This window comes from Arthrobacter sp. P2b (assembly GCF_900168295.1).
Lineage (GTDB): Bacteria > Actinomycetota > Actinomycetes > Actinomycetales > Micrococcaceae > Arthrobacter.
Genome location: NZ_FVZL01000003.1, coordinates 87,565 through 103,609, shown reverse-complemented (window position 1 = coordinate 103,609; position 16,045 = coordinate 87,565). Strand labels below are relative to the sequence as shown.

Here is a 16,045-nt window from a genome sequence, read left to right as displayed (position 1 = left end):
GTCGAGGATAACGGGTCAGTAGTTGCGGCGGTGCTTCAGCCGTGGAATGACGACGGCGAACACGGCCGCCGCCGCGAACCCCAGGACGCCCGTGGCTGAGATCCCCGCGCCCAGGGAGGCCAGCGCCGTCACCCCCGAGAGCAGGACCGGCCCGCCGGTGGACCCGGCATCGGCCATAAACCGCCACAGCCCCAGGAACTGGCCCCGCCCGCGGTCCGGCGAGAAGTCCGCGCCGAGCGTCATCACCAGCCCTGAGCTGATGCCGTTGCCGAACCCGATCAGCAGCGCCGCCAGCAGCAGCCCCACAAAGGACCCGGTCAGCGGAATCAGCAGCAGCGCCGTGCCCATCAGCAGCGTGGACGGGACGGCGACAAACTGCCGGCCCTTGCGGTCCATGAGCTTGCCGGCGGGATAGAACACCAGCATGTCGATCGCCCCGGACAGGCCGTAAATCAGCGAGGCGGAGGTGGCGTCGAAGCCCAGGTGGTCGGCCCACAGCGGGATCACCACCTGCCGTGAGGATCGCAGTGCGCTCAGCAGCAGGATGCCCACACCCAGCGAGAGGAACACGCCCGCATGGGACACCGCGACGCTCCGGAGGGTGGGCTCGGGACCCTTGTGTCCGCCGGCGGGCACGCCCACCGCGGCAAGGTCCGGGATGGTGAGGGACAACAGCGCGGCGGCCGCCATGGCCATCACACCCACCCAGTAGGCACCGCCGATGCCGGAGAACTGCATCACGGCTGCACCCAGGAACGGGCCGATGAACACGCCGATCCGGTTCACGCCGCCCAGCGTGGACAGCGCCCGCGCCCGGAACTGCACGGGCACAGCCTCTGTGAGGTACTTCTGGCGGGCCAGGCCAAAAACGCTTCCGGACATACCGACGACGGCCATCGCCGCCGCGAGCAGCCAGAGCCCGTCGGGCACCAGCGAGGTCAGTCCCGCTGCCGCCAGCGCTACAGCTGCAGCGACGGCGGCACCCACGATGGACCACCGCTCACCGAACTTGAGGGTCACCAGGGATGCCGGCAGGTTGAAGAACCAGGATCCCAGCCCCATCAGCGTGACGATCAGCGCCGCGACGGCCACCGAGGCACCCAGGTCCCGGGCGGTCAGCGCCACCACCGGCAAGATGGCCCCGGTGCCGATTCCGTAGAGCAAAGTGGGCCCGAACGCGGCCACGGCGATGCTGCGCAGGCTGAAGGGCTGCTGGTTTTGGGGGGAAGTCATCAGATTTATTTTATGGCCGGGAGCAGCAGGCAATTCCCACGTATGGCCCCGGACACATCAGCGCAAATTCGGGGGTCACAAATGGCCCGCGGAGGAGTAGCGTTCGACTTATGGGGCGTTGTTCCGCGCCCACAGCCAAGGGGAGGTCATTCGATGGGTGAAGTGTGGATCCGCACGCTCGGCAACGGGCTGGTCCGGGCAGACAGAGTCACCGAAATTTCATCCACCCGGGGATCCCTCCATGAGGACCAGGGGTATTCGCTGAAGGTCATCGTGGACGGCAAGGGCCATGTGCTGATTGACGACGCCGACCTCCAGGGCACCCTGGCCGAACGGCTCGAGTATGCGCGGCACATGGAGGACGCCCTGCTGCTCGCCATCGACGAGGCAAAGGAAAGCGACGTCTCGATGGTGATCTCCTACGAGCCGGAACGCGAGCGCTGGTCGTCCGCCCCGGTGACAGTCTTAACCGGCAGCATCCCCGTCATCAGTTAGGCGGCAGGCTCGCTGCCGTCCGCGGCGGTTCCGGCCGCACTTCCTGCGTGTCCGGGGCTTCCTGGGTGTCCCGGGCTTCCTTCGTGTCCCGCAGTTCACCAGTGCGCGCCGGCAGCCCGCTGATGCTCGTACGGGTAAAGCAGAGCGCCCACAGCGCAACCACCAGCACCACCACCAGCACCCAGGGCAGGTCCGGCCATGCCAGCATGAAGGGCACGGCCACAGCCACCGCGGTGACGATCAGCAGGTACCAGGTGACGTACCACCACGGGTTGGCGGGCGGATTGCGGGTGGGGTCGCTGGATTGCCGGAAGGACGGCTTCCGCATGCGCTGCAGCCGGTTGTGCAGCACACCCCACACCGGCCCGTTGAGCAGTCCGATGAGAACAGCCGCAAACACGGCGGTGGTCGCCGCCAGCACCCCCCAGTTTTCCCAGCGCCCCCAGTGGTAGGACGGGCCCGAGCACAGCCAGGAGGACCACCACGGATCCTGGCCACCTCCGGGCGGGCCGCACTGGACCAGGTTCCGCGCCCAGTCCTGCGAGCCCAGCCAGGCGAGCGCGGCCGGGGCGCTCAGCGCAGCGGTGAGGATCGAGAGGAGCCGGGTCACCCCCAGGCTCTTGACCATCACACGGTGCGGCCGGAGCCGCCGGTCGCCGTCGAGCCCGCGCAGCACGAGGCCGTGCGGGTCTGCCGGCGGGTCCAGGATCAGCCGGGCCAGCGGATCGAGCACCTCCACCCGGTTGCTGGAGTAGACGATGTGGTCGTAGATGAGCCCGGACCTGTTGTACACCGGGTGCTCCTCCGGGCCGGGCCCGCCATCGCCGGCGGTATCCCGGGCATAGAGCTTTCCGAACACGGGAAGCGGCCCATTCTCGTGAGTGGAAATGGGCCCGGCGGGGACGAAGTCGAACTTGCCCCACACGTTGATCCAGCGGGGCCGGTCCGGGTTGGCCAGCCAGTCCGTCACCGGGTCCTCCCCCGTTCCGCCGCCCCACTGCGCGTAGCCCAGCAGGTCCAGGCCGCTGCCCACGCTGACGAAGTTGGTGGCCCGCGCCTGGTTCTGGAACAGGACCTGCCCGGTGATCGCGGCACCCTGGCTGTGCGCCACCACCGTCACCTCCGTCCCGCCGTCGTGGTCCCAGCGCTGGAGCGTGTCCACCACGCGCTGCCGCATCGCGGCCGCCTGCAGCGGCTTCCGCTTCCACACCTGCGGGTCGCCCAGGAAGTCCGCGAACAGGGACACGATATTCCCGATCCACCGGCCCGGCCCCGGAATCCACGCCAGGAGGATGATCAGCAGCAGCACCACCAGCACGGCCAGCAGGATGAAGAACCCGGCAGACGCCGCGATCAGGGTGAGCAGCATCTGCCGCAGCCGGGCCGCGAGCCATGCGGGGCTTGCCCGCCGGCGGCCGGGATAGAGGTTCCACCGGATCAGCTGAACGGACCGTTTATAGACGCGCAGGGCGGTGCGCAGTGCCCAGGAGTAGGTGGACGCGGCCGACGCCGGCTCGAAGTCCCTGCCCCAGGACGCCTCTGTCATGAGGACAGTGAGGTAGTCCGGCCTGCCGTCTGCATAGCCGCGCAGCACTTTCACCCACACCTCGGGTGCGTCCCCCACCGCGTTGGCCTTGGTGATGACCAGGTGCGGGCACGGGACGTCTCCGGGAACCATGTCCAGGGACAGATCGTGCAGGCTGAGCATCAGAGGCTGGGCCCACTCCTGCAGGGTGCCGCCTTTGAGGGCCCGGCCCATGCCATGGACAAACACCACGGCGTGGTCCGGGGGCCTGCCCGGCACTTCCGCAGCGTCACCGCCGTCGTTGTCCTTGGTGGCATCCCCCAGGCCATCGCTCACGCGCTTGCCCATGGCTACATGATCCACCCGGGCCGGACGGAAGCGGAAGGCTGCAAGCCCCCTTCTTTCGCCGCCCGGCGTGGGGTAACGAAAAGACCATCCGATGTAATAAACGTCACCATGTTGCGTGGGTCACATTCGCCCCCTACTCTGGATGAGGCTGATGCAAACGGCCATAGCAAGAAGCTGCAGCGTCGCAGCCAATGCCGGGGAAGGCTTTACAACTTGAACTCTAAGCTGAACATTGTTGTCCGTATCGATCTCGACCACGCACGTGCAAAGGTGATTGCAAAGGGGCATATCACCGTCCACAGCGTCAACGCCCTATATGTAGTAGCAAAGCGGGCCAATTCCCTCAGGGAAGGCCTTGATTTGGAACTCGATATCTCCCACGCGTGGGTGGATGAAGCAGCCCTGGAAATGCTCCGGGCCTGTTCCGAAACCCACCATCTGCCAGCCAAAATCGATCCGCAGCAGGCGCCCTGCACCATCAGCGTCCTGGCACCGCGGCGGAAGGCTCCGGCAGCAGCCACCCGCCTGGCCGCATAGGCCAAGGCAACTGCAACCCATAGCGCCCAGCATCGGGCCCCGGGTTTGCCACCCAAAACTTTTTTTGACCCAAACCCTTGAGCGCAGCTGTACCTGAATAGACGGGTGGCTGTGCTTTTGGGTTTAAAGGGACCTTCCCAGAGGTTCAGCTCAGCACCGGGCTGGAATCCGGGCGCTGCCCTTGGGAGTTGGCCTTCAGCCATTCCCTGAGGAGCGGAGCCGGCAGCGGGCGTGCGAAATGGTAGCCCTGGGCGTAGTCGCAGCCCATTGCCCTGAGCACCTGGACCTGGCCGGGGGTCTCCACGCCTTCGGCCACGGCCCGGATGCCGACCGCGTGCGCCAGGTCGATGCAGCTGGTCACAATCGCCGCGTCGCCGGTGTCGGTTCCCAACCCCATGATGAAAGACTGGTCGATCTTCAACTCATCGATGGGAAATTTCTTAAGGTAGGTGAGGCTGGAGTAGCCGACGCCGAAGTCATCAACGGCGAGGCTGACGCCGAGGTCCTTGAGGGCCATGAGCTGGTCGAGGGCGCCGCCGGGATCGTCCATCAGGGCGGTCTCGGTGATTTCCAGGACCAGGAGCGAAGGATCCGTCCTCCGCAGCCGGAGGGCGTGTTCGACCATGGGCACCAGCCCGGGGTCGTTCAACTGGCGGGCTGACAGGTTGACCGCCACCTCAAGCCTGGACCCGCCGGCGTCTTCGATCCGCCAGTCTTCGGCCTGCCGCAGCGTTTCCTCCAGGACCCATGCGCCCAGCGGCCGCACCAGTCCGGATTCCTCGGCCATCCCGATGAACTCCGACGGCGCGAGAAGTCCCCGCGAGGGGTGCTGCCAGCGGACCAGCGCCTCCACGCCAACGGCAAGGCCGGTGCGCAGATCGACGCGCGGCTGGTAGTGCAGCCGGAGTGCGCCGTCGCTGATGCCGTGGCGCAGCTCTGCGAGGGCCCGGAGCCGGTCCGCCGTGGGGTCGGATTCTGCCGGCTGGTGCAGTTCCCAGCGGCTCCGCCCCAGCGATTTCGCCCGGTACATCGCGATGTCGGCGCGGCGGACCAGATCGTCCATGGTCTCGCCGTCCTCGCCGGCAACCGCGACGCCGATGCTTGCGGACGTCACGATCTCCAGCCCCTCGATCAGCATCGGGGCCCGGAGGACGTCCAGGAGCCGCGCGGCCCGTGCCGTTGCTTCATCCGTCCCGGCAAAAATGTCCACAACGATGAACTCGTCGCCGGACAGCCGGGCAACGGTGGCCTGCTTCCCCGCGGCAGGGACCAGGCGCCGCGCCACGGCGACCAACAGCTCGTCCCCCGCTGCGTGCCCCAGGCTGTCATTGACCGCCTTGAAGTGGTCAAGGTCGATGCACAAAGCCGCCAGCGTTCCCTGCCCGGCACGCCTGGCTGCAAGGAATCCGTCCAGCTTTGCCTTCAGCCCGGCCCTGTTGGGAAGGCCGGTCAGGTGGTCCTGCAGGGCGAGCCGCTGCAGTTCATGCTCAGCTTCGGCGCGGCGGGCTTCGGATTCCTCCGCATTCCGCAGCGCTGAGACCAGTTCTTTTTCGTACATGCGGCGTTCGTGTGCACTGAAGATGATGATGCGCACGGTGGCCGGTTGCTGCCCGGATGCCGGACTGCGTGATGCCGAGAGCAGGGCAGCGCGGCGGCTGCCGTCAGCGCAGATTATTTCGACCGCAACCTCGGACACCGCACCGGCAATACCAAGCTGCGGGATGCAGTGGGTGGAATACAGGATCTGGTCCCCCACCGGCATCAGTGACTGGATGGCGGAACCGACCAGGTCCGGAAGGCTGTAACCGGACCAGTGCAGGAAGGTGCCGTTGACCGCGGTGATGCGGCCGCCGTCGTCGGTTACCAGGTAACCGCAGGGTGCCTGGTGGAAGAGCGCCTCGAAGTCAACAGGCTCCGGGCCAGGCACGCTTGTCATGGGCTCGCAGCAAGATATTGCTGGATGGCGCGGGCGGTTGCTTCGGGGGCGCTGACGTGGGGGCAGTGGCCGGTGGCCTGCAGGTGCACCAGCGTGCTGTGCCCGAGGTGCCGGTTCAGGTAGTCGCCCACCTCCGGCGGGGCAAGCAGATCGTCGGAGCACTGCAGGATCAGGCTGCTGGTGCCTACCTCGTCCAGCACTTGGCGTGTGTCGGACAGGAACGTGACCCTGGCAAAGTGGCGGGCGATGGACGGGTTGGTCCGGCAGAAGCTGCTCCGCAGGTCCTCGGCGAGCCCGGGCTGCTCGGGGTTCGCCATCGCCATCGGCGCCAAAGCCTCGGCCCAGGCGAAGTAGTTGCTGTCCAGTGAGTCCAGCAGGCCCTCGATGTCAGCGTGCGAGAACCCGCCCACATAGCCGTCGTCGGGATCGTCCGTGTAGCGGGGGGACGGGGCAACCAGCACCAGGCGGGAGAACAGGCCGGGTTCCTGCACCGCCGCGATCGCGGCGATCATTGCGCTGACGCTGTGCCCAACAAGGATGACGTCCTGGAGTTCCAGGGCGGCGCAGATCTCCAGCAGGTCCGCTGCGTAGCCGTCCAGCGTCCCGTACTTGGCACGGTTGTAGGCCGCGGCGTCGGAGCGGCCGGCACCTACATGGTCGAACAGCACCACCCGGTAGTCGTCGGTGAAGTACGGCAGCAGCCGCCGCCACATGTCCTGGTCGCAGCCGAAACCGTGCGCGAACAGCATCACCGGCCCCTCCGCATTGCCCGTCACCGTGACGTTGTTCCGGCGGATCACCGATGAAACGGCGGCGGTTGCTGCTTCGACCATGTTCACTCGCCCTTAAATAAGGTGACTGTGCTTTTCCTGATATTAGCGGCGGGAAGATGCGGAATCCTAGGACTCGGTTCGGCTTGCGCGAATCTTGCCGGTAACCGCAGCCAACGAACGGTGGGCTTCCTTTTTGGCCGGACGCCGGCAGGTAGGCTGTGGGCAGCAGCACTTCAAGTAGCCGGAGGCTGTCTATTTTAGTCTGTGCCGGGGGGAACAGATGAGTCGGATGCAGGATATTAAAGGCGGGACTGTCTTCGAGTGGCGGCAGCGACTGGGGCAAACAGCCGGGGGTTCGTGGGCAGGAGCGGCTGAACCCCTGTTGGGCACTGGTGGCGGCCGGTGGCAGGCCGCGGCCGGGCAGCTACCGCTGGCCATCATGCTGGTCCTTTTGGTGGCAGCAGCCGGGGTGTTCAGCCCGGCAACGTTGCAGGACCCTGCCTTCCAGGCAGCCGTGGCAGGCCACGCCTTACTGTTCGCACTGGCCGCCATTGTTCCGTGGCATCGCCTGCCGTCCGCCGTCTTCTCAGTAGTTCCCGTCCTTGACTGCGTGGCCATCGGGTTCACCCGGCAGGCCGGCGGCCCGGAATTCAGTGTCCTGAGCCTGCTCCTGGTCTTTCCTGTGATCCGGCTTTCCGTTAATCGCGGGCGTCCCGGCGTGCTGCTGGCGATCCTCGGCGTGCTGCTGAGCGCCACCGTTCCGGCATTCGCCATGGGCCGGGACGACGCGCAGGATTCCGCCATCCGCATCATCTTCCTTCCGCTGATCATGGCCGGCGTCGCCCTCACCGCCCACTTCGTGGCGCGCGCCCTTATCAACCAGCATCAGACGCTGACCCAAAAGGACCGGGAGCTGGCAGACACGTTGGCCGAAAGCATCCGCCGCCAGCAGCTCCTCGATGCGGTCCTGTCCTCGATCAACGTCGGTGTCTGGGTTATCGATCAGGACGGACGCGGCGTGCTCACGAACAAGGCCCTGGAGGTGGATCCTGCCTTGGCCGGACTGGCAACAGGGCGGCGGCCGCTGTTCCTCCCCGACCGCACAAGCGAAGCCCCCACGGAACGCCTGCCGAATATCAGGGCGGCAAAGGGCGAAGAGTTCAATGACGAGTTGTATTACGCCGGCAGCGGCAATGACCAGCGCGCCTATTCCGTGAGCGCCTCCCCCATTCGTTCAGCGGAAGGCGTGTGTACGGGCGCCGTGGTTACCTTTGCGGACGTCACTCAACTCATTAACGCGCTGAAAGCCAAGGACAACTTCGTGGCCACGGTTTCACACGAGCTGCGCACCCCGCTGACCTCCATCCTCGGTTACCTGGAAATCGTGCTTGACGAGCCGGACCACAAGGAAATTGAGCCGGAGCTGCTCATCATCCACAGGAACGCGAAGCATCTGCTGGCGCTCGTGAACGATCTGATCGCCGTCGCATCCGACCGCGTGGAACTCTCCGTGCAGGAGGCTGACATCACCCACCTGCTGGCTCAAGTGGTGGAATCCCTGCGGCCGCGGGCGGCCAGCTCGGGGCTCCGCCTGGTGATGGAGGCCGGCCAGCCGCTCATTGCAAGGGTGGATCCGGGCCGGATCCGCCACGTGTTCAAGCACCTGCTGTCCAACGCCATCAAGTACTCCCCGGAGGGCGGAACAGTCACCGCCAGTCTCCGAAGCAACGGCCAGGGCCTCGTTTGCTCGATCACCGACCCCGGCATCGGCATGACCGAGGATGAGGCCGCACACGCCTTTTCAAAGTTCTTCCGCTCCGACCGGTCACGGGACACGGCCATCCCCGGAGCCGGCCTGGGACTGCCCATCAGCAAGACCATCGTTGAGGGCCATGGCGGGTCCATCAGCATCAACACCGCACCCGGGAAGGGAACCACGGTCACCCTTTCCCTGCCGTACAGCCCCGCGTAGGAGGCGCAAGAGGTGCCAGCGTCCGACGGCGGCACGGACTTTTGGCTGCACCGTTACCACCGGCGCCTTCCGCGGGCAGGATTTGAGGAACTCTTGAGGGCTTCTTGAGCGAACGTGCCGAGGTCCTTGAGCTACGGCATGCACAGTAGTTGGTGAAAGGCGTGGAGCGCATGGGGGTGCACCTGGGAATTGGGCCCAGCAGTCCACAGGCCTTGAGTCGGGCAACCGATGGTCTCAGCGCTTGGCGGTGTCACGAAGCCGGCACCGCCAAGCAGCCCCGAAAGTCGCCATAAGGTTGCCAACAAACACCACAACAGCGTTTATCAGAAATATGTTGCTGCTTTCATCGGCGCCATCAACCCAAGCGACGTCCCAGCACCGGCCGGGAAGAGTCCTAGGATTTCTTGTATGAGGATTGCCGTTGCAGGGGGAACCGGAACCGTTGGCCGCTATGTCGTGGAGCAGGCCAGCGCGCGCGGCCATGAGGTGGTGAGCCTGAGCCGCTCCGAGGGCATTGACCTGGTGACCGGAAAGGGCCTGGAGCAGGCCCTCCAGGGCGTGGACACGGTCATCGACGTGTCGGGCATCAAGTCCATGTCCACCAAGAAGAACGTGGACTACTTCACCAACAGCACCCAGAACCTGCTCGCCGCGGAAAAGAAGGCCGGTGTAGGGCACCACCTGGCACTCTCGATCGTGGGAATCGACCATGCGACGTCCGGCCTGTACGCCGGGAAGCTGGCGCAGGAGGACGCGGTGCGGCACGGGGACGTGCCCTGGACCCTCCTGCGCTGTACCCAGTTCCATGAGTTTGTACCGCTGACGGTGGACGTCGCCTCCGTAGGCCCGGTGGTGCTGGTTCCCAAAATGTTCACCCAGCCCGTGGCGGCCAGCGAGGTGGCGGAAGCCCTGGTTGCGGCAGCCGAGGCGGGGCCGCAGGGACGCATCGCCGACCTGGGCGGCCCCCGCACCGAGGAGCTCGCCCGCCTGGTCCGCGCTTATCTGGATAAGACGGGCCGGCGCAAGAGGATCGTCGAGGTCCCGTTCCCGGGACCCATGGGAAAAGCCATGCGCCATGGCGCGCTGGTCCCGGCGGAGGGTGCCGCCATCGGACGCCAGACGTTCCTGGAGTGGCTGGAAGGCGCCGCCTAAAAGGGCCCTGCACGCCAAGAAATTAGGCGTGCCTCCGGATCCGGCTGAACAGCAGGCCCACCAGGGCCAGGGAGAGCATGGCGGCGATCAGGCTCAGCGTGGGGTTCACCCAGTCCGGGACGAGGTCCGATATGGCATTGCATCTGTTGTGGAGCGGGAAGACGGCACTGCCGTCGCGCGGATGCCGGAGCCGGTAGTTCAGGTCCAGTTCCTGGCCGGCGGCGAGGCAGGCATCGCTGAGGTCGCCGCTGGCAATGAACGTGGACTGGGTGTAGTAGACTGCGCCCAGCACGACCGCGGTAACCAGGGCGGCGGTGAGCCAGATTCGCGTTGCTTTGCGCTGTGGCATGGGGAGCTGCTCCCGATGCAGTTTTCGAACGGTCCGGATGCTTGAACCCGTAAATTCACCATAGCCATGCCGCTGCCACAGGTCAGCGCGGTTTGCTCAAGATACAGGCAATTTTGCTCCGCGGCAGAGCCGCTTAGGCCTGGTCCTGCAGATGCGCATCCCTGATGCCGGGAGGAATCGCGCCCTGGATGACCCAGCGGTTGCCGTCCGGGTCCGAGAAGTAGGCGAAGAGCACGCCGCCCATGTCCTGGACCTCGCTGATGCCTGCACCCCTGGCCAGGAGTTCAGTCCGCGTGGCGTCCATGTCCGGAACAACCAGCTGCAGCCCCTCGAGGCTGCCCGGCACCATGGAGGTCATGCCCGTCCCGATGACGATCGACGCCGCCGAGCCCGGCGGGGTCAGCTGCACCACCCGCATTCCTGGAATATGCTCCACGTCGTGGTCAAGCACGAAACCCAGCTTCTCCGTATAGAAGGCCTTGGCCCTGTCCACGTCAGCCACCGGTACCTGCACTACTTCAAGGCGCATCTCCATCCGGCCACAGTACCCCGCAAAGGGCCCGTTCCGGCCACGTAGAATTGACCGGGAGCGGCGCACCACACGGGCCGCCCCGGCGCGGTGCCGCGCCCCTTCAATCTTCGAACAGACGATTTCTTCGAACAGTGCGAGGGCGCTGCCGTGCGTCCTCCAGACCACGAACGGAGCCAGCAATGGCCGCCACCGCCGGGAATGCCCCTGCCTCTACGCCCGAACAGCTCCAGTCGGTGCGGGAAACACTCAGGTCCCCCAGGAGGCTGAAGACCGAGGTCCTGGGTGGCCTCGTCGTCGCCCTAGCCCTGATCCCGGAAGCCATCGCGTTCTCGGTCATCGCCGGAGTGGACCCCCGGCTGGGCCTCTTCGCGTCCTTCACCATGGCCGTGACAATCGCTGTTGTGGGCGGCCGCCCGGCCATGATCTCCGCGGCCACCGGCGCCGTGGCCCTGGTGATCGCCCCGCTCGTGAAGACCCACGGCGTGGACTACTTGGTGGCCACCGTCATCCTGGCCGGGATCTTCCAGGTCATCCTGGGACTTGCCGGAGTCGCGAAGCTGATGCGCTTCATCCCCCGCTCGGTGATGGTGGGCTTCGTCAACGCCCTGGCCATCCTGGTCTTCATGGCCCAGGTCCCCGAACTCCTGGGCGTCCCGTGGATGGTCTACCCTCTCACCGCCCTTGCTCTGCTCATCGTCTTCGGGCTGCCCAGGCTGACCACAGCGGTCCCGGCCCCGCTGGTCGCCATCGTCGTCCTGACGCTCATTACGGTGTTCGCGTCCATCACGGTCCCCACCGTCGGGGACAAGGGCGACCTGCCTGAATCCCTGCCGTCCCTGTTCATCCCCAACGTCCCGATCACCCTCGAGACGCTGCAGGTCATCTTCCCGTACGCGCTGGCCATGGCCTTCGTCGGGCTCCTGGAATCCCTGATGACCGCCAAGCTGGTGGACGACGTCACGGACACCCGCTCCTCGAAGACCCGCGAGGCATGGGGCCAGGGCGTGGCCAACATCGTCACCGGCTTCACCGGCGGCATGGGCGGCTGCGCGATGATCGGCCAGACCATGATCAACGTCAAGGCCTCGGGTGCCCGCACCCGCATCTCCACGTTCCTGGCCGGCGTCTTCCTGCTGATCCTGGTGGTGGCCCTCGGCGGGGTGGTCTCGGTGATCCCGATGGCCGCACTGGTGGCCGTGATGATCTTCGTCTGCTGGGCCACGTTCGACTGGCACAGCATCCACCCCCGGACCCTGAAGATGATGCCCAAAAGCGAAACCACGGTCATGGTGGCCACGGTCATCGCGGTGGTGGCCACGCACAACCTCGCCATCGGAGTCGGCGCCGGCGTGCTGGTGGCCATGGTGCTGTTCGCACGCCGCGTGGCGCACTTCGTCACCGTCGAGCGGACCGTCAAGGACATCGAGGGCCAGGAGACCGCCACTTATACGGTGAACGGCGAGCTGTTCTTCGCCTCCTCCAATGACCTCTTCACCCAGTTCGAATACGCCCTTGACCCGGAGCGCGTGGTCATCGACATGCACGCCTCCCACCTCTGGGACGCCTCCACCGTCGCCGCCCTGGACGCCATCACCGAGAAGTACCGCCACCACGGCAAAGAGGTCAGGATCATCGGCCTCAACGACGCCAGCATGCTCATGCGCGAACGCCTCGCCGGCAAGCTGGGCGCAGGGAACTAAAGGCAACAAGCCACTAAGGCGGGACGGACGACGGCGGCACGCGGCCGCCGTCGTCCGCTTTCCTGCGCGGTTGCCGCGGCTAGCATTATGTTCATGCGCGACGATGACAGTTCTGCCATCCACGCCGGAGGAGGACCGTCAGCCGGCGCCAGGAGCGCGGGCCAGCTTATGGCCATGCTGGACAGCGGTATTTCCGCGGCCGAGCTCGAGACAACACTGTCCGCCTGGCTGGACGACGGAGCCATCGACCAGTCCACCGCCGCGGCCGCACGCCGGCTGAATGCCCGGCTGTGGGAGGCGAGCCGCCGGGAGGGCCTGCTGCGCGTCCTCTACGACACAGCCACCGACCTCACCGGCATACGCGACGTCGAGGCGGTCCTCAAAGCCATCGTCCGGCGCACCAGGTCACTGATCGGCAGCGACATTGCCTACCTGAGCCTGAACGACTACGACAGCGGCGAGTCCTACGTCCGCGTGACCGACGGTGCAACCACAGCGCTGTTCCGCAACATCCGCATGCCGCTTGGCGAAGGCGTGCTGGGCGCCGTGGCCACCGGTGAGGCACCGGCTCAAAGCGCGGACTATCTCCTGGACGAAACCAAATCCCACCTGGAGTCCAGCGACAGGGCCGTTGCCGCGGAGGGTGTCCGGGCCATCATGGGTGTTCCGCTGCGCGCCGAAGGGAAAGTCATCGGCGCGCTGCTGGTGGCCGACAGGCACCCGCACCAGTTCAGCAGCGACGACGTCGCCCTGATGGAATCCATCGGCACGCACGCCGCCGTCGCACTGGAGAACGCCCGCTACTTCAGTGAAATGGCCCATGCCCTCGCCCGGCTGGACCAGGCACAGCAGCAGAACCTGGCCCATGTCCGGGACCTGGAAGAGCTTTCATCCCTTGACCGGCGGCTCATGGAGACCCTTGCCTCCACCGGCAGCCTCCCGCACCTGCTCACCCTGCTGGCCGAATCGCTGGGCGCCCCTGTTTTCCTGGTCTCCCCCATGGGCGAGCCGCTGGCGGGAATCGCGGCGGACAGTGACTTCACCAGTCTTCCGGCCCTGGGCGCGGCTGAGGAATCGGTGGCGACGAGCTCGGCAGTGCAGTTCGAGGTCACGGGCAGGAAATACACGGTGATGTCCGCGGTCGCGGGAGACCAGCACCTCGCCTCCCTCATCGTCGGAGAGCAACTCAGCCCGGCCCGTCTTGCTGTCCTGGAGCGCAGCGCCCTGGTGCTCAGCGTGTCCCTGCTCTTCGAGCGCACCTTCCAGGACGCGCAGTACCGGCTGCAGCTCGAACTCATCGACGACCTGCTCAGCCCGCGGTCGGAACATGCCGAGGCGCTGTCACGCAGGGCCGGGCAGTTCGGCCTCGCAAACCACCTTCAGCTGGTGGTGCGCGTGGTGGGGGTCGCTGACGACCAGCGCCAGCGGGCGCTGTCCGTGCTGAGGCTCCGGGCAGAGGGCACCCCTGGAATCATTGCCCTGCACGAGTCGCACCTGTGCATCATCGAACCCTTCGAACGGCGCACCGGACGAGCTGATGGAACCGGCGGCGCCGGGGACAACGGCCGGTCCATCGTCGAAGAGCTCAAGCGGCGCCGCATCACTGCCAGCGTGGGGACATCGGAACCGGTCACCGGCTTTGCAGGCCTGTCGGCGGCGCACACCGAGGCCCACACCGTGCTGCGGGCACTTCAGGCCCTCTCGCGTGACGGCGAGGCAGCGGACCGCGCCGCCCTGGGCACCGCAGGAATGTTGCTCGGAGCCATGGACAGCCCCTTCGCCGGACAACTGCTGACAGCACAGCTGGGCCAGCTCCTTAGCTACGACGAGCGGCGGGGAACACAGCTGGTCCTCACAGCATGGATGTTCCAGGAAAAAGGCGGCGCCATGCAGGAGACGGCCGACGCGCTCCACATCCACGCCAACACCCTCCGGCAGCGGCTGGACCGGATAGACGCCCTGATCGGTGCCACGTGGCGCCGGGGAAGCCGTTCCCTCGACGTCCAGGTGGCGCTGCGTCTCTGGAGGATGAAGACGTCCGGGGTCACGTCCGGCGCCTGACCAGCTGTTCTGCCCTCCACCGGGACACACATGGCGCCCGCGCACATAAGCGCGCTTTTTGTGTGGCGCACATCTACATGGTGACCATCACGCGGCTCTGGAATGCTGGTTTCTGCGGCACCTGTCAGGCAGCCCGCCAACCCCATCTTTAGGAGTCATTCACAATGTCGTGTGCGCATGCAGCGGGCATCCGTCCCGCAACTTTCGGCGTCCTGCGCCTGCCCCGGAGCGTCGTCGTCGGCGCCGGGCAGCGTTTCGCAATTGCCGGCATCGCAGCCGAATTCGGCACCAATATCCTCATCTGCACCGATCCGCGGCTGGCCGCCTCGGACGAGCTCAAGGCCCTGGTCCGCAGCCTCGAGGACCGGCACCTGACCGTAACGGTCTACGGAGACACCCAGGCCGAGCTGCCCACGCCAGGCATCCTGGCCTGCGTTGAGGAGCTCAAAGGCCAGGAGATCGACGTCATCATCGGCTTTGGCGGCGGCAGCTGCATGGACATGGCCAAGGTTGTGTCCGTACTGCTCACCCATGGCGGCAAGCCCAGCGACTACTACGGCGAATTTGCCGTTCCCGGGCCCACCAAGCCGGTTATCGCCCTGCCCACCACAGCGGGCACCGGTTCCGAAGCGACGGCCATCGCCGTCGTCTCCGACCCTGACCTGGGCATGAAGATGGGCATCTCGAGTCCGCACATCATCCCGTTCGCCGCCGTCTGCGATCCCGAACTCACCTACTCCTGCCCCGCGCCCCTGACGGCCGCCACCGGCGCTGACACCCTGGTCCACCTGGTGGAGTCCTTCACCGCCATCACCCGGGAACCCACCCCCGAGCTCGCCGCTGAGCGGGTCTTCGTCGGCAAGAACATCCTGACCGATTCCATTGCCCTGAACGGCATTGGACTGGTGGGCCGCAGCCTCGTCACTGCCTACAAGGACCCGGAAAACATCGAGGCCCGCGCCGGAATGATGCTCGCGGCACTCTACGGCGGCGTCGTCCTGAGCAATGCCGGAACCGCTGCCGCACACGCCATCCAGTACCCGGTGGGGGCACTGACCCACACTCCCCACGGCGTCGGCGTCGGCCTGCTGCTCCCCTACGTTGTCCGCCACAACTTCCAGGCCATCCAGCCGCAGCTGGCGCAGATTGCCGAAGCCCTGGGCCGCGACACCAAGGGCCTGGACCCGCGCGCCGCCGCCGTTGCAGGCGTGGAGGCCATCGATGAAGTCATCGCCGCGATCGAGCTGCCCCCCACCCTGAAGGACCTCGGCCTGCAGGAAAGCGACCTCGCACAGGTGGCCAAGCTGTCTCTGAACTCCAAGCGGCTCATCGACAACAACCCTGTGCCCCTCGACCTCGAAGCCGTAACCTCCATCGTCCACGCCGCCTTTACCGGCGACCGCACCATCCGCTGACCAGCACCAAGGACTTC

13 protein-coding genes are annotated in these 16,045 nt (G+C 66.4%); 7 read left to right on the top strand and 6 right to left on the bottom strand.

What is annotated here, in order from left to right:
- Positions 1–15 precede the first annotated feature (15 nt).
- A complete protein-coding gene (locus B5520_RS07720) occupies positions 16–1,233 on the bottom strand; it encodes an MFS transporter (RefSeq protein ID WP_079596500.1) in 1,218 nt (405 codons plus the stop codon).
- A 153-nt stretch (positions 1,234–1,386) separates the two neighbouring features.
- On the opposite strand from B5520_RS07720, the gene B5520_RS07715 reads away from it, so the two are divergent.
- The gene (locus B5520_RS07715; protein ID WP_079596499.1) at positions 1,387–1,728 is read left to right on the top strand and encodes a hypothetical protein; all 342 of its coding nucleotides are present in this window, start codon (positions 1,387–1,389) and stop codon (positions 1,726–1,728) included.
- On the opposite strand, the gene B5520_RS07710 is transcribed toward B5520_RS07715, so the two are convergent.
- Complete coding sequence (locus B5520_RS07710) at positions 1,721–3,601, bottom strand: hypothetical protein (protein WP_079596498.1); 1,881 nt, start codon at positions 3,599–3,601, stop codon at positions 1,721–1,723. The two genes, B5520_RS07715 and B5520_RS07710, sit on opposite strands and share 8 nt — an antisense overlap.
- A 213-nt stretch (positions 3,602–3,814) precedes the next feature.
- Here B5520_RS07710 and B5520_RS07705 point away from each other — a divergent pair, with 213 nt between their 5' ends.
- Positions 3,815–4,138 carry a hypothetical protein gene (locus B5520_RS07705; RefSeq protein WP_079596497.1) on the top strand — a complete coding sequence of 108 codons (324 nt, stop codon included), beginning with the start codon at positions 3,815–3,817 and terminating at the stop codon, positions 4,136–4,138.
- A gap of 145 nt (positions 4,139–4,283) precedes the next feature.
- Here the strand turns inward: B5520_RS07705 and B5520_RS07700 are convergent, their stop codons facing one another.
- Together B5520_RS07700 and B5520_RS07695 are read right to left on the bottom strand one after the other, a co-directional pair.
- Positions 4,284–6,074, bottom strand: coding sequence for a sensor domain-containing protein (locus tag B5520_RS07700; RefSeq protein ID WP_079596496.1), 1,791 nt, complete (start codon positions 6,072–6,074; stop codon positions 4,284–4,286).
- Positions 6,071–6,907 (bottom strand): alpha/beta fold hydrolase, encoded by an 837-nt coding sequence (locus B5520_RS07695; protein ID WP_079596717.1) that lies wholly within the window; start codon positions 6,905–6,907, stop codon positions 6,071–6,073. Before B5520_RS07695 ends, B5520_RS07700 begins: the two co-directional genes overlap by 4 nt.
- Before the next feature lie 229 nt (positions 6,908–7,136).
- Between B5520_RS07695 and B5520_RS07690 the strand changes: the two genes are divergently transcribed.
- The gene (locus tag B5520_RS07690) at positions 7,137–8,819 is read left to right on the top strand and encodes a sensor histidine kinase (RefSeq protein WP_254865517.1); all 1,683 of its coding nucleotides are present in this window, start codon (positions 7,137–7,139) and stop codon (positions 8,817–8,819) included.
- 408 nt (positions 8,820–9,227) lie between these two features.
- On the top strand, positions 9,228–9,971 hold the full coding sequence (locus B5520_RS07685) for an SDR family oxidoreductase (protein WP_079596494.1): 744 nt from the start codon (positions 9,228–9,230) through the stop codon (positions 9,969–9,971).
- Positions 9,972–9,993: 22 nt separating this feature from the next.
- Here B5520_RS07685 and B5520_RS07680 read toward each other — a convergent pair whose 3' ends face one another.
- Both B5520_RS07680 and B5520_RS07675 read right to left on the bottom strand, forming a co-directional pair.
- On the bottom strand, positions 9,994–10,320 hold the full coding sequence (locus B5520_RS07680; RefSeq protein ID WP_079596493.1) for a hypothetical protein: 327 nt from the start codon (positions 10,318–10,320) through the stop codon (positions 9,994–9,996).
- A 133-nt stretch (positions 10,321–10,453) separates the two neighbouring features.
- Complete coding sequence (locus B5520_RS07675) at positions 10,454–10,855, bottom strand: VOC family protein (protein ID WP_079596492.1); 402 nt, start codon at positions 10,853–10,855, stop codon at positions 10,454–10,456.
- A gap of 176 nt (positions 10,856–11,031) precedes the next feature.
- Here B5520_RS07675 and B5520_RS07670 point away from each other — a divergent pair, with 176 nt between their 5' ends.
- The 3 genes from B5520_RS07670 (at position 11,032) to B5520_RS07660 (ending at position 16,028) form a co-directional block, all read left to right on the top strand.
- Complete coding sequence (locus B5520_RS07670; protein WP_079596491.1) at positions 11,032–12,552, top strand: SulP family inorganic anion transporter; 1,521 nt, start codon at positions 11,032–11,034, stop codon at positions 12,550–12,552.
- A 93-nt stretch (positions 12,553–12,645) separates the two neighbouring features.
- Positions 12,646–14,613: a helix-turn-helix domain-containing protein gene (locus tag B5520_RS07665; RefSeq protein WP_176156815.1), complete on the top strand. Its 1,968-nt coding sequence runs from the start codon at positions 12,646–12,648 to the stop codon at positions 14,611–14,613.
- A gap of 164 nt (positions 14,614–14,777) precedes the next feature.
- Positions 14,778–16,028 carry an iron-containing alcohol dehydrogenase gene (locus tag B5520_RS07660; RefSeq protein ID WP_079596489.1) on the top strand — a complete coding sequence of 417 codons (1,251 nt, stop codon included), beginning with the start codon at positions 14,778–14,780 and terminating at the stop codon, positions 16,026–16,028.
- Positions 16,029–16,045 lie beyond the last annotated feature (17 nt).